The sequence below is a fragment of the Caldimonas thermodepolymerans genome, assembly GCF_015476235.1.
Lineage (GTDB): Bacteria > Pseudomonadota > Gammaproteobacteria > Burkholderiales > Burkholderiaceae_C > Caldimonas > Caldimonas thermodepolymerans.
On sequence record NZ_CP064338.1, the window covers coordinates 3,538,069 to 3,551,588 of the forward strand.

At 72.1% G+C, this 13,520-nt stretch carries 10 protein-coding genes; 4 read left to right on the forward strand and 6 right to left on the reverse strand.

Annotated features, from left to right (window positions below):
• Positions 1 to 29: 29 nt before the first annotated feature.
• The 3 genes from IS481_RS16745 (at position 30) to IS481_RS16755 (ending at position 2,178) form a co-directional block, all read left to right on the forward strand.
• Complete coding sequence (locus tag IS481_RS16745; protein ID WP_104356305.1) at positions 30 to 938, forward strand: EamA family transporter; 909 nt, start codon at positions 30 to 32, stop codon at positions 936 to 938.
• Between the two features lie 16 nt (positions 939 to 954).
• On the forward strand, positions 955 to 1,596 hold the full coding sequence (locus IS481_RS16750) for a glutathione S-transferase family protein (protein WP_104356306.1): 642 nt from the start codon (positions 955 to 957) through the stop codon (positions 1,594 to 1,596).
• Between the two features lie 192 nt (positions 1,597 to 1,788).
• Positions 1,789 to 2,178, forward strand: a complete 390-nt coding sequence (locus IS481_RS16755) for a VOC family protein (protein ID WP_104356307.1) — start codon at positions 1,789 to 1,791, stop codon at positions 2,176 to 2,178.
• Between the two features lie 3 nt (positions 2,179 to 2,181).
• On the opposite strand, the gene IS481_RS16760 is transcribed toward IS481_RS16755, so the two are convergent.
• From IS481_RS16760 to IS481_RS16770, 3 genes are read right to left on the reverse strand one after another with little or no spacing between them, the layout of a single operon-like run.
• The gene (locus IS481_RS16760; protein ID WP_104356308.1) at positions 2,182 to 3,522 is read right to left on the reverse strand and encodes a tetratricopeptide repeat protein; all 1,341 of its coding nucleotides are present in this window, start codon (positions 3,520 to 3,522) and stop codon (positions 2,182 to 2,184) included.
• On the reverse strand, positions 3,519 to 4,910 hold the full coding sequence (locus tag IS481_RS16765; protein ID WP_104356309.1) for an amidase: 1,392 nt from the start codon (positions 4,908 to 4,910) through the stop codon (positions 3,519 to 3,521). Before IS481_RS16765 ends, IS481_RS16760 begins: the two co-directional genes overlap by 4 nt.
• A gap of 10 nt (positions 4,911 to 4,920) precedes the next feature.
• Entirely contained in the window at positions 4,921 to 6,408 is a 1,488-nt protein-coding gene (locus tag IS481_RS16770; protein ID WP_104356310.1) for an ABC transporter substrate-binding protein, read from the reverse strand.
• Between the two features lie 241 nt (positions 6,409 to 6,649).
• Between IS481_RS16770 and gdhA the strand changes: the two genes are divergently transcribed.
• The gene (gene gdhA / locus IS481_RS16775; RefSeq protein ID WP_104356311.1) at positions 6,650 to 7,993 is read left to right on the forward strand and encodes an NADP-specific glutamate dehydrogenase; all 1,344 of its coding nucleotides are present in this window, start codon (positions 6,650 to 6,652) and stop codon (positions 7,991 to 7,993) included.
• Positions 7,994 to 8,062: 69 nt separating this feature from the next.
• On the opposite strand, the gene IS481_RS16780 is transcribed toward gdhA, so the two are convergent.
• Genes IS481_RS16780 through IS481_RS16790 form a run of 3 tightly spaced genes read right to left on the reverse strand, consistent with a single transcriptional unit; the run spans position 8,063 to position 13,516 of the window.
• Entirely contained in the window at positions 8,063 to 8,860 is a 798-nt protein-coding gene (locus IS481_RS16780; protein WP_104356312.1) for an ATP-binding cassette domain-containing protein, read from the reverse strand.
• A gap of 31 nt (positions 8,861 to 8,891) precedes the next feature.
• Positions 8,892 to 10,295 (reverse strand): efflux transporter outer membrane subunit, encoded by a 1,404-nt coding sequence (locus tag IS481_RS16785; protein ID WP_104356313.1) that lies wholly within the window; start codon positions 10,293 to 10,295, stop codon positions 8,892 to 8,894.
• A 14-nt stretch (positions 10,296 to 10,309) separates the two neighbouring features.
• Entirely contained in the window at positions 10,310 to 13,516 is a 3,207-nt protein-coding gene (locus tag IS481_RS16790) for an efflux RND transporter permease subunit (RefSeq protein WP_104356314.1), read from the reverse strand.
• Positions 13,517 to 13,520: the final 4 nt, after the last annotated feature.

A 13,520-nucleotide genomic window follows, 5' to 3' on the forward strand; every position in this document is an offset into this window, starting at 1 on the left:
AAACGCCAACCTGTCGCACACTGCGGCCCATGCCCGTCCCCCACCTGCTGCTGGCCCTGGCGGTCGTGTTCGTCTGGGGCACCAATTTCGTCGTCATCAAGCTGGGCCTGGCCGAACTGCCGCCCTTCCTGTTCGCGGCGCTGCGCTTTGCGCTGTCGGCGTTTCCGTTCCTGCTGTTCATCCGCCGGCCCGCCACGGCCTGGCGCACGCTGGCAGCCTTCGGCGTGCTGCTCGGTGCCGGGCAGTTCGGGCTGCTGTTCCTGGCGATGCGCGCGGACATCTCGCCGGGGCTGGCCTCGCTGGTGATCCAGGTCCAGGTGTTCTTCACGATCGGGCTGGCCATCGCGTGGCGCGGCGAGCGCGTCCGGCCCCTGCAATGGGCCGCGCTGGCGCTGGCCGTGGCCGGCATGGCCGTCATCGCCTGGCGCACCGACGGCTCGGTCACGCCGCTCGGCCTGGGCCTGGTGCTGGCCGCCGCGTTCTGCTGGGCCTGCGCCAACCTGGTGGTGCAATCCGCCGGGAAGATCGATATGCTGGCCTTCATGGTCTGGTCCAGCCTGTTCGCCGTCCCGCCGCTGGCGCTGCTGAGCCTGGTCTTCGAGGGGCCTGCCGCGATCGGCACGGCCCTGCAGTCGGCCAGCCCCGCGGCCTGGGGCGCGGTGGCCTGGCAGGCGGTGGGCAACACGCTGTTCGGCTATGGCGCCTGGAACTGGCTGCTGTCGCGCCACCGGGCGGCCACCGTGACGCCCAGCGCGCTGCTGGTGCCGGTGTTCGGCATGGCGGCCTCGGCCTGGTGGCTGGCCGAACCGCTGCCGGGCTGGAAACTGGCCGCCGCCGCGCTGGTGATCGCCGGGCTGGCACTCAATGTGCTGGCCGGACGCAGGGCCGCCGCGCAGGCGGCCGTCGCGACCACCACGTCCTCCTCCCCTTCCCCGTGACCCTGTCGAGGCTGCCATGATCGAGCTGTACCACTACCCCAGCACGGCGAGCATGGTGCCGCACCTCCTGCTGGAGGAACTGGGGGTTCCCTACCGCCTGCAGCTGGTGGACCGCCAGCACAACGCCCACCAGTCGCCCGAGTACCTCAAGCTCAACCCCAACGGGCTGATCCCGGTACTGGTCGACGGCGACCTGGTGCTCTACGAAACCGCCGCGATCTGCCTGCACCTGGCCGACACGCACCCCGAGGCGAAGCTGGTGCCGCCGCTCGGCACGCCCGAGCGCGCGCATTGCTACAAGTGGTTGATGTGGCTGACCAACACGCTGCAGGCCACGCTGAACGTGTACTTCTATCCGGAACGCTGGGCCGAGACGCCCGGCGCGGTCGCCGAGGTCAAGGCGCAGGCGCAACGCAAGGCGGGCGTGCTGCTGGACCGGCTGAACGCCGAGTTCGCCCGCCATGGCCAGCCCTGGCTGCTGGGCGAGCAGTACACGCTGCTGGACCCCTACGCGCTGACGCTGTGCCGCTGGACCCGCCTGTTCCCGCGCCCGGCGCGCAGCCTGCCGCACCTGGGCGGCTTCCTGCAGCGCATGCTGGCGCGGCCGGCCGTGCAGCGCGTGTTCGAGCAGGAAGGCATCCGCGAGATGCTCGTGTGAGCGCGGCGATGCACCTGGTCGCCCAGGTGCCCCGCGGCCCGCTGGCACGCCCGGGCACGTCCTGAGCGCGCCTTCCGGTTCCTGCAAGACCGCTGTCCCGGCACGCGGCACGATGGGTGCTGGACACGGGGATCGGCACCGGGCCCATGCCACGGCCTGGTTCCCGTCGTGAACGCAACGCAAGGAGACGACATGCCTGCTGCAGCCTACCGGCCCGAGGGCTGTCCCGACGTGTCACCGTATCTGATCGTGCACGGTGCGGCCGCCACCATCGGGTTCCTGAAACAGGCGCTGGGAGCCACCGAGCTGCGCCGCCACCTGGCCGCCGACGGCCGCATCCGCCATGCCGAGGTGCGCATCGGCGACGGCGTGGTGATGCTGGCCGACGCCGCGCCGCAGCAGCCACCGGTCCCCGCCCACGTGCACGTCTACGTGCCCGACGTGGATGCCGCCTACCAGCGCGCCTTGCAGGCCGGAGCCGAACCGCTGCAGGCGCCGATGAAGAAGGCGGACCCGGACCGGCGCGCCGCCGTCCGGGACGCCGGCGGCACCACCTGGTGGATCGCGACGCTGGCGGGGTGAGGCTCAGTCCAGCCGCACGCCGAGCCGCCCGGCCCAGTGACGGGTCAGCGGCGTCACCGGCTTGGCCAGCTGCCGCTCGTGCACCAGCGCGCGCCCGCCCGAGGTGAGCCCGCCGCGCGCGGCGGCGGCCAGCAGCGTCTGGTCCACCACGTCGCGCTGCGCATGGCTGCCGCCGAGGCGCTGCAGCGCCGGGCGCAACGGGTACAGCAGCCGCCAGGCCGCCTCGTCCTCGCCGCGCGCGTAGGCCAGCAGCCCGCGCAGCAGGGCCAGCCCGGTCGCGGCGGCCAGCTGCCGCTCCTGCGGCAGCGCCTGCGCCGCGGTGCGCTGCTCGACCTGGTCCAGCCATCGTGCCGCCGCGTCCACGTCGCCGCTGCCGGCCAGCGCCAGCATCACGTGCAGGTCGTTGAAGGCCGACCAGCCGGCGGCCTCGGGCGAGCGGTCCCAGCCCTGCGCCAGCGCGGTCCAACGGTCGCCGCCGTCGACGCCGAGCAGCTGCAGCCGCCACAGCAGTGCGGTGGCGTCCAGGCGCTGGAAGGCGATCTGCACCGTCTCGCCGCTGCAGCGGGTGTCGTACAGGCGCAGCGCGCCCTCGGTGTCGAGCCGCTCGAGGCGGAACAGCCCGAGGTGCCACCACAGGTGCACCGCCAGCCCGTTGTCCACCCATTGCGGCTGGTGCCACGCGAGCCAGGCCGCGCCTTCGTCGACGCGGCCCTGCATCTCCATCACGTGCGCGACCGCATGCACCGCCCAGGTCACCGGGGTGCCGCCTTCCAGCGCGCGACGCCCGACCGCCTCGGCCTCGGCATGGTGGTGGCTTTCCTCCAGCCCGAAGGCGCGCATGCCCAGCACGTAGGGGTACAGCGGGTCGGCCGCGTCCCACTGCGGCAGCACGCGCGCGACGCGCTGGCGCAGCTGCCAGGCGTCACCGCGGTGGAAGTCGAACAGGTGCGCCCACAGCAGCGCGAGCAGGTCGCGCGGATGCTCGAGCAGGATCTCGTCCCAGCGCGCGCAGGCGCCGGCCCAGTCGCCTTGCCAGCCCAGGCGCACCGCGTCCAGGTGCGCCTGCTCGCGCGGCGGGGCGCCCTCGCGCCGCGCCAGCGCGCGCTCGAGCAGCGGCTGCGCCTGGGCACGCAGCGGGGCCTCGGTCAGGCTCAGCAGGAAGCCGGCCTGCATCACCGGCGGCAGCATCCAGTGCGGGTCGGCCTGCGCGGCGGCCTCCAGGTCGGGCAGCGGGTCGCCGAAGAAGGACACCATGCGCCACAGGCCCTGCTCGGCATGGCGCAGCGCCTCGGCCGAGCGGGTGCCCACCGGCACGCCGCGCGGGTCGCGTGCCGGCGCGCTCATGCCGGCGGCTGCGGCCAGGGCCGTTGCGCCGGCCGCATGCGTTCCCAGGCCCGCGCCACCTGCAGCACGCCCAGGTCGTCGAAGCGGCGCCCGGCGATCTGCAGGCCGATCGGCAGGCCTTCGCGGGTGTAGCCGCAGTTGACCGAGGCCGCCGGCTGCTCGCTCATGTTGTAGGCCAGCGTGAAGGCGATGTGGTCGAACGGCCGCGTCACGTCGTTGGTCGGGCACGGCAGCTCGGCCGGGAAGGCCGGCATCGGCGAGGTGGGCGACAGCACGTAGTCGTACGGCTGCGTGGCCGCCACCGTCGCGGCGCGGATGTGCAGCGTCTGGCTGTAGCCCTCGAACACGTCCTCGCCGCTCAGGCCCGCCGCGCCCTCGGCCCAGGCGCGGATGAACGGCAGGATGCGGTCGCGCCGTCCGGCCGGCAGCTTGCGGATCTCGATCAGGAAGCGCATGCGCCAGAAGCGGTCCACGCCCTCGATCATCGAGCGCTCGCACCACGGCCGCATCGGCTCGACGATCGCGCCGGCGGCCTCGAAGGCGCGCGCGGCCGCCTCCACCGCCTCGCGCACGTCGGGCTGCACCGGCGTGCCCCAGCCGGCGTCGAGCAGCAGGCCGATGCGCAGCCCGCGCACGTCGCGGTCGAGCCGCATCCAGTCGATCGGCTGGTACGGCAGGCTCATGTGGTCGCGCGGGTCCGGACGCGACAGCACCTCCATCAGCCGCGCCGCGTCGGCCACGCTGCGCGTCATCGGCCCGGCCACGCGCGCCGGGTACGGCGGGTCGATCGGGATGCGGCCCAGGCTCGGCTTGAGCGTGAAGATGCCGCACCAGCCGGCCGGCAGCCGCACCGAGCCACCGATGTCGGTGCCCACGTGCAGCGGCCCGTAGCCGGCCGCCACGCCGGCCCCCGCGCCGGAGCTGGAGCCGCCCGGGTTGCGCGTGAGGTCCCACGGGTTGCGGGTGAGCGGATGGAAGCTCGACAACCCCGAGGACAGCATCCCGTAGTCGGGCATGGTGGTCTTGCCGAGGAACACCGCCCCGGCCTCGCGCAGGCGCGCCGCGGGCGGCGCGTCCTCGGCGGCGGGCACCAGCTCGGTGGCGGCGGTGCCCAGCGGCACCGGCACGCCGCGCGTGGCGATGTTCTCCTTGATCATCGTCGGCACGCCGTCGATCGCGCTGGCCGGCTCGCCACGCCGCCAGCGCGCCTCGGAGGCGCGTGCCATCTCGAGCGCGGCGTCCGCATCCAGCGCGTAGGTGGCCTTCAGGTGCGGTTCCCAGCGCTCGATGTGGCGCAGCACGGCGCGCGTGGCCTCCACGGGCGAGACCTCGCCGCTGCGGTACAGCGCGGTCAGCTCGTCCGCGCCCAGTTCGTGCAGTTCGGCCATGCGCGCTCCTTCACTGCCAGTGGACCACGCTCATGTCGTTGGCGAACACCGGCGAGCTGCTCCACAGCCCCTTGAGGCGCTTGTTCGACACCGACACCTGCGGCAGCTGGAACAGGAAGGCGTTGACCGCGTCCTCGGCCAGCATGCGCTGCGCGTCGGCGATCAGCTTCGCGCGCTCCTTGGGGTTGATGCTGGCGTTGTACTTGGCCATCAGGTCGCGGAAGGCCCGGGAGTCGTAGCCGAAGTAGTACTCCGGGTTCGCGTAGATCATGATGTCCAGCGGCTCGACGTGGCTGATGATGGTCAGGTCGAAGTTGCCCTTGAAGGCGCCGGACAGCCACTGCGCCCATTCGACGTTCTCGATCTTCACGTTGATGCCGACCTTGGCCAGCTGCGCGGCGACGATCTCGCCGCCCTTGCGCGCGTACTGCGGCGGCGGCAGGGTCAGCGTGAAGTTCAGCGGCGTGGTCACGCCCGCTTCCTTGAGCAGCGCCCTGGCGCGCTCGGGGTCGTAGGGGTTGACGCCGGTGAGGTCGACGTAGCCCTCGTCGCTGGGCACCATGTGGCTGCCGATCGGCGTGCCGAAGCCGTCCATCGCGCCGTCGATCAGCGCCTTGCGGTCGATCGCCGCGGCGATGGCGCGGCGCACCCGCACGTCGTCCAGCGGCTTGCGCCGGTTGTTGATCGCCAGGATGGTCTTGCCCTCGGTGCCGCCCACGCGCACCTCGAAGCGCGGGTCGTTGCGGAACTGCTGCACGCTCTGCGTGGCCTGGAAGCGCGGGATGGCGTCCACGTCGCCGGCCAGCAACGCCGCGACCTGCGCGGCCGGGTCGTTGATGAAGCGGAACGTGACGCGGCGCAGCTTGACGTTGCGCGCGTCGCGGAAGCCGTCCCACTTGGTCAGCGTCACCGCCGAGCCCTTGGCCCAGCTCTCGAAGCGGAACGGGCCGGTGCCGATCGGCCGGGTCGCCGCGCTGTCGGAGCTCTTGGGGTCGAGGATCACCGCGGTGCTCTCGCCGAGGCGGAACAGCAGCGTGCCGTCAGGCTGGTCGAGCGTCAGGATCACCGTGTGGGGATCGGGCGTGTCGATGCGCGAGATGTTGTCGAACACCGCCTTCTTGGCCTTGTTGGTCGAGCCCTCGGCCTTGGCGCGCTCGAAGCTGAACTTGACGTCCGAGGCGTCGAAGTCCTCGCCGTCGTGGAACTTGACCCCCTTGCGCAGCTTGAAGGTGTAGCTCCTGCCGTCCGGCTCGATGTGCCAGCTCTCGGCCAGCAGCGGCGAGACGGTGCCGTCCTCGTGGATCTTGGTCAGGCCTTCCAGGACGTTGTAGTGGACGATCTCGCCGATGGCTGCCGCGGCGCCGGTGGTCGGGTCCAGCCCCGGCGGCTCCAGGGTCATGCCGATCACGGCGGTCGTCTTGCCGGCCTGGGCGTGGGCGGCCGGGACAGCGGCCGCCAGCGCGACGACGCCGGCGGCGATGAGCGGGATCAACTTCATGGGTGCGGTCTCCTCTGGGAAGGGGGTGACTGGGGCGATTGCACCATGTTTTGCGCCCGGCCGGCACCGGAGCGGTGCCAGTGACCGATTGCGCCATTCCGGTGCCCGCCGACGTGAAGAACAGAAACCCGGATCGATTTGTGTGCGTTTCGCACCCTAAAATGTGCATGTTTTGCCCATCGACGCCCCTTCTTGGTGCGTTTTCTTCAGTCCTGACCTTCCCCTCTGACCGGAGACTTCGTTGAGATACGGTTCCGTTGCCGATTTCCTGCGTGCCGTCGAAGCACGTGACCCCCACCAGCCCGAGTTCCTTCAGGCCGTCAAAGAGGTCATGACGAGTCTCTGGCCCTTCGTGCAGCAGCACCCCCGCTACGCCGACCAGGCGCTGCTGGAACGCCTGGTCGAACCCGAGCGCGTGATCCAGTTCCGGGTGTCCTGGGTCGACGACAGCGGCCAGGTGCGCGTCAACCGCGCCTGGCGCGTGCAGCACAGCTCGGCCATCGGCCCGTTCAAGGGCGGCATGCGCTTCCACCCGACGGTGAACCTGTCGATCCTGAAGTTCCTGGCCTTCGAGCAGACCTTCAAGAACGCGCTGACCACCCTGCCCATGGGCGGCGGCAAGGGCGGCTCGGACTTCGACCCCAAGGGCAAGAGCGACGGCGAGGTGATGCGCTTCTGCCAGGCGCTGATGCTGGAGCTGTACCGCCACCTCGGCTCGGACACCGACGTGCCCGCCGGTGACATCGGCGTGGGCGCGCGCGAGGTCGGCTTCATGGCCGGCATGATGAAGAAGCTGTCCAACGACGCGTCCTGCGTGTTCACCGGCAAGGGCATGTCCTACGGAGGCAGCCTGATGCGCCCGGAAGCCACCGGCTACGGCACGGTCTACTTCGCCCAGGAGATGCTGCACCGCCAGGGCCGCGACTTCGAAGGCCTGCGCGTGTCGATCTCCGGCTCGGGCAACGTGGCGCAGTACGCTGCCGAGAAGGCCCTGGACCTGGGCGCGCGGGTGGTCACGCTGTCCGACTCGGACGGCACGCTGGTCGTGCCCGGGGGCATCGGCGAGGACCTGCTCAAGCAGATCATGGAGTGGAAGAACGTGCAGCGCGGCCGCCTGGCCGCCTTCGCCGACAAGCACGGCCTGCAGTTCGAGGCCGGGCGCCGTCCCTGGCACGTGCCGGTCGACGTCGCCCTGCCCTGCGCGACGCAGAACGAGCTGGACGGCGAGGACGCCCGCACGCTGGTCAAGAACGGCGTGGTCTGCGTGGCCGAAGGTGCCAACATGCCGAGCACGCTGGAAGCGGTGGACGTGTTCCTGGAAGCCGGCACGCTGTACGCCCCGGGCAAGGCCAGCAACGCCGGCGGCGTGGCCACCTCGGGCCTGGAGATGACGCAGAACGCGATGCGCCTGTCGTGGACCCACGCCGAGGTCGACGAGCGCCTGCACGCGATCATGAAGGACATCCACAGCCACTGCGTGCGCTACGGCACCCGCCCGGACGGCACGGTCAACTACGTCGACGGCGCCAACATCGCCGGCTTCGTGAAGGTGGCCGACGCGATGCTGTCGCAAGGCGTGATCTGAGCGCCATGCGCGCTGCGCCCCCAGGCGCCGGGAGCCGCTGGCCCCGGCGCCTTTTTGCTGGCGCCCGCCTCAGGCCCCGGCCGCCTCCAGGCGCGGCACCGCGGCGAGCAGCGCCTGCGTGACCGGGTGGCGCGGGGCGCGGAACACCTCGGCGACCGGCCCGTGCTCGACCATGTGGCCGTGCTGCAGCACCAGCACCTCGTCGCAGACGTACTCGACCACCGCCAGGTCGTGGCTGATGAACAGGTAGGTCAGCCCGAAGGCGTCCTGCAGGTCACGCAGCAGGTTGAGCACCTGGGCCTGCACCGAGACGTCCAGCGCGCTGACCGGCTCGTCGGCGACGATCAGCCGCGGCCGCGTGACCAGCGCGCGCGCGATCGCGATGCGCTGGCGCTGCCCGCCGGAGAACTCGTGCGGGTACTTGTCGGCATCGCCCGGGCGCAGGCCCACCGCCTCCAGCGCCTCGGCCACGCGCGTGCGGCGCGCCGCGGCATCGATCTCGGGCAGCATCGCCAGCGGCTCGGCGACGATGCGCCCGACGCGCTGGCGCGGGTCCAGCGAGCCGTAAGGGTCCTGGAACACCATCTGGAAGTCGCGCCGCGCCAGCCGCAGCTCGCGCGGCGACAGCCGGTGCAGGTCGCGCCCGAGCAGCGTCACGCGGCCCGAGGTCGGCGCCTCCAGCGCCATCACCAGGCGCGCCAGCGTCGACTTGCCCGAGCCGGATTCGCCGACCACGCCCAGGCTGCGCCCGGCCTCCAGCGTGAAGCTCACCCCGTGCAGCACGCGCTGCGTCTCGGGCGCGCGCCACGGCGCCTCGCGCGGCAGGCGGTAGTCCTTGACGAGGTGGTCGACGTGCAACAGCGGCATGGGCGCCTAGCTTACCCAATGCCGCGCTCGTTCACCCGCCGTGGTCCCAGCCGCCGCCGAGCGCCCGGATCAGGCCCACGGTGGATGCGTACTGCGCGCCGCGCAGCTGCACGGCCAGGCGCCGGTTGCGCAGCTCGCTGCGCTGCGCGTCCAGCAGTTCGAGCTGGCTGACCAGGCCGTTGCGGTAGCGCGAGGCCGACAGCGCGGTCGCGCGTGCCGCGGCCGCCACCGCGCGCGACTGCGCCCGGGCCTGTTCGGCCAGCAGCCGCAGCGTGGCCAGCTCGTCCTCCACCTCGCGCAGCGCGACCAGCACCTGCTCGCGGTAACCGGCCACCGCGGCGTCGAACTCGCCAAGCGCCGCCTCGACCGCCGCCGCGCGCCGGCCACCGTCGAAGATCGGCAGCGCCAGCAGCGCCCCCACGCCCCAGGCACGCGCGGACCACCGGAACAGGTCGGACACCTCGGGCGACGCCACGCCGCCGGAGGCGGTCAGCGCGATGCGGGGGAACCAGGCCGAGCGCGCCACCCCGACGCGCGCCTGGGCGGCGTGCAGGCGCGCGATCGCGGCCGAGACGTCCGGCCGGCGCGCCAGCACCGTCGCCGGCACGCCGGGCGGCACCCCGGGCAACGCGGCCGGCAGCGGTCCCGGCGGCAACGCGAACTGCGAGGCCGGCTCGCCGACCAGCACCGCGAGCGCATGCTCGAGCAGCACGCGGCGCCGCGACAGCGCGTGGTCCTCCGCCTCGGTGGCGGCCAGCTCGGCGCGGGCGCGCGCCACCTCCAGCTCGGCCACGTCGCCGGCGCGCTGGCGGCGTTCGGTCAGGTCCAGGGTGTCGCGGTAGGTGCGCACCGTGTCCTGCACGATGGCCTGCTCGGCCTCGGTGGCGCGCAGCGCCAGGTAGGCCTGTGCCACCTGGGCCTGCACCAGCAGGCGGGCGCTCTGCAACAGCGCGGCCTGGGCCTCGGCGTCGAGGGCGACAGCGTCCTGGGCGCGGGCGAGGCGCCCGAACAGGTCCACCTCGTAGCTCAGGTCCGCGCCCAGCCGGGTCAGCGTGGCGGCGCGCCCGCGCGCGCCGGGCTCGGCCTCGCGCACCACGCCCGCGCCGGCGTCGAGCTGCGGCGCGCGTTCGGATGCGGCGCTGCGCACCAGCGCACGGGCCTGGCGCAGCCGGGCCGCGGCGACCGCGATGCCGGCGTTGCGCTCGTCGGCACGCGCGACGAGGTCGTCCAGCACCGGGTCGCCGAAAGCGCGCCACCACTGGCCGCGCGGCTGGGCTTCGGCCGGCGCGGCCTCGGTCCAGCGCGTGCCCTCGGCCTCCTTGAACATGGCGGGCGTGACCGGCAGCGCCTCGGCGGCGGGCTGCGGCAGCGCCGCGCACCCGGCCAGCACCAGGGCAGCCGCCAGCGTCGTCCATCGCAGGGATCGGGTCTTCATCGTGCGGCTCCGGTTCATTTGGCAGGCAGCAGTTCGTTCGTGCCGGCAAAGGCTTCCTGGTCGTGCGGCACCTCGCCGTGGCGCTTCAGCGGCCGGTTGCCCGACAGGCGGCGCAGCAGCACGTAGAACCCCGGCGTGAGAAACAGGCCGAACAGCGTCACGCCGATCATCCCGGCGAACACCGCGACACCCATGGCCTGGCGCATCTCGGCGCCCGCGCCGCTGGACAGCACCAGCGGCAGCACGCCCATCACGAAGGCCAGCGAGGTCATCAGGATCGGCCGCAGGCGCAGCCGGCTGGTCTCGATCGCCGCCTGCACCGGCGAGCGCCCGGCGAACTCCAGCTCGCGGGCGAACTCGACGATCAGGATGGCGTTCTTGGCCGACAGGCCGACCAGCACGACCAGCCCGATCTGCGTGAACACGTTGTTGTCGCCGCCGGACAGCCACACCCCGGTCATCGCCGCCATCAGCCCGGTGGGCACGATCATCACGATGGCCAGCGGCAGCGCCAGGCTCTCGTACATCGCGGCCAGCACCAGGAACACCAGCAGGATGGACAGCGGGTACACCCACACCGCCGAGTTGCCGGCCAGGATTTCCTGGTAGGTCAGCTCGGTCCATTCGAAGCCGATGCCCGGCGGCAGCGTCTGTGCCGCGATGCGCTCGACCGCGGCCTGCGCCTGGCCGGACGAGTAGCCCGGCGCGGGGGCGCCGTTGATGTCGGCCGAGAGGTAGCCGTTGTAGCGCATCGCGCGCTCGGGCCCGTAGCTCGGGCGCACCGTCAGCAGCGCCGACAGCGGCACCATCTCGCCGCTGGCCGAGCGCACCTTGAGCTGGGCGATGTCCTCGGCGCGCGCGCGGTACGGCGCGTCGGCCTGCACGCGCACCGAGTAGGTCCGGCCGAAGCGGTTGAAGTCGTTGACGTACAGGCTGCCGAGGTAGATCTGCAGCGTGTCGAACACGTCGGTCACCGCCACGCCGAGCTGGCGCGCCTTGGTGCGGTCGATGTCGGCGTACAGCTGCGGCACGTTGACCTGCAGGCTGGAGAACAGCCCCGTCAGCTCCGGCGCCTGCGCAGCCTGCGCCATGAAGGCCTGCGTCGCGTCGCTCAGTGCTGCATAGCCCAGCGAGCCGCGGTCCTGCAGCTGCAGCTTGAAGCCGCCGGTCGTGCCCAGGCCCAGGATGGGCGGCGGCGGGAACATCACGACGAACGCCTCGTCGATCTGCGCGTACTGCGCGTTGAGCCGCTGCGCGATCGCCCCGGCGCTGAGCGAGGGATCGCGGCGCTGCTCGAACGGGTCGAGCATCGCGAACACGATGCCGGAGCTGGAGCTGTTGGTGAAGCCGTTGATCGACAGCCCCGGGAAGCCCAGGGTCGCCTCGACGCCCGGCGTCTTCATCGCGATCCCGCTCATGCGCTGGATCACCTGGTCGGTGCGGTCCAGCGTCGCGCCGTCGGGCAGCTGCGCGAAGCCGATCAGGTACTGCTTGTCCTGCATCGGGACGAAGCCCGAGGGCACGGCGCGGAACAGCACCGCGGTCAACGCGACCAGCCCGAGGTACAGCGCCATCATCAGCGCCCGGTGGGAGATGACGCGCTGCACGCTGCCCGCATAGGCGCCGGAGCCGCGCCTGAACAGCCGGTTGAAGCCCCGGAACACCGGGCCCAGGGCGCGCTCCATGCCGCGCGTCAGCGCGTCCTTGGGCGCGTCGTGGCGGCGCAGCAGCAGGGCCGACAGCGCAGGCGACAGCGTCAGCGAGTTGATCGCCGAGATCACCGTCGAGATCGCGATGGTCAGCGCGAACTGGCGGTAGAACTGCCCGGACAGCCCGCTGATGAAGGCCAGCGGCACGAACACCGCCACCAGCACCAGCGCGATCGCGATGATGGGCCCGGCCACCTCGCGCATCGCGCGGTAGGTGGCCTCGCGCGGACTCAGCCCCGCCTCGATGTTGCGCTCGACGTTCTCGACCACCACGATGGCGTCGTCCACCACGATGCCCACCGCGAGCACCAGCCCGAACAGCGTCAGCGCGTTGATCGAGAAGCCCGAGGCATACATCACCGCGAAGGTGCCGACGATGGACACCGGCACCGCAAGCAGCGGGATGATCGAGGCGCGCCAGGTCTGCAGGAACAGGATCACCACCAGCACCACCAGCGCGACCGCCTCCAGCAGCGTCTGGACCACGGCCTTGATCGAGGCGCGCACGAACTGCGTGGTGTCGTAGGCGATGCGGTAGTCCACGCCCTCGGGCATCTGCTGCTTCAGCTCCTCCATCGTGCGGCGCACCGCATCGGAGATGCTGATCGCGTTCGAGCCCGGCGCCTGGAACACGCCGATGCCCACCGCCGGCTTGTTGTCCAGCACCGAGCGCAGCGCGTAGGCGGACGAGCCCAGCTCCAGCCGCCCGAGGTCGCGCAGGCGCGTGACCGCACCGTCCGCGTCGGTCTTGACGATGATCTCGCCGAACTCCTCCTCGGTCTGCAGGCGCCCCTGCGCGTTGACCGACAGCTGCAGGTCCACGCCGGGCAGCCCGGGGGAGGCCCCGACCACGCCGGCGGCGGCCTGCACGTTCTGCTCGCGGATCGCGCGCACCACGTCGGTGGCCGACAGCCCGCGCTCGGCCACCTTGTGCGGGTCCAGCCACACGCGCATCGCGTAGTCGCCCGAACCCCACATGTCGACCATGCCCACGCCCGGCACGCGCGCGAGCCGGTCCTTGATGTTCAGCAGCGCGTAGTTGCGCAGGTAGGTGACGTCGTAGCGCTCGTTGGGCGAGATCAGGTGCACCACCATCGTCAGGTCGGGCGAGCTCTTGACGGTGGTCACGCCCAGGCGGCGCACCTCCTCGGGCAGCCGCGGCTCGGCCTGCGCGACGCGGTTCTGCACCAGCTGCTCGGCCTTGTCCGGGTCGGTGCCGAGCGCGAAGGTGACGGTGAGCGTCATCAGCCCGTCGCTGGTGGCCTGGCTGCCCATGTAGAGCATGTTCTCGACGCCATTGATCGACTCCTCCAGCGGCGTGGCCACCGTCTCGGCGATGACCTTGGGGTTCGCCCCCGGGTACTGCGCACGCACCACGATCTGCGGCGGCACCACTTCCGGGTACTCAGAGACCGGCAGCCCGCGCAGCGCCAGCAGCCCGGCGATCAGCACCAGCAGCGACAGCACGCCGGCGAAGATGGGCCGGTCGATGAAGAATCGGGAAAGGTTCATGGAG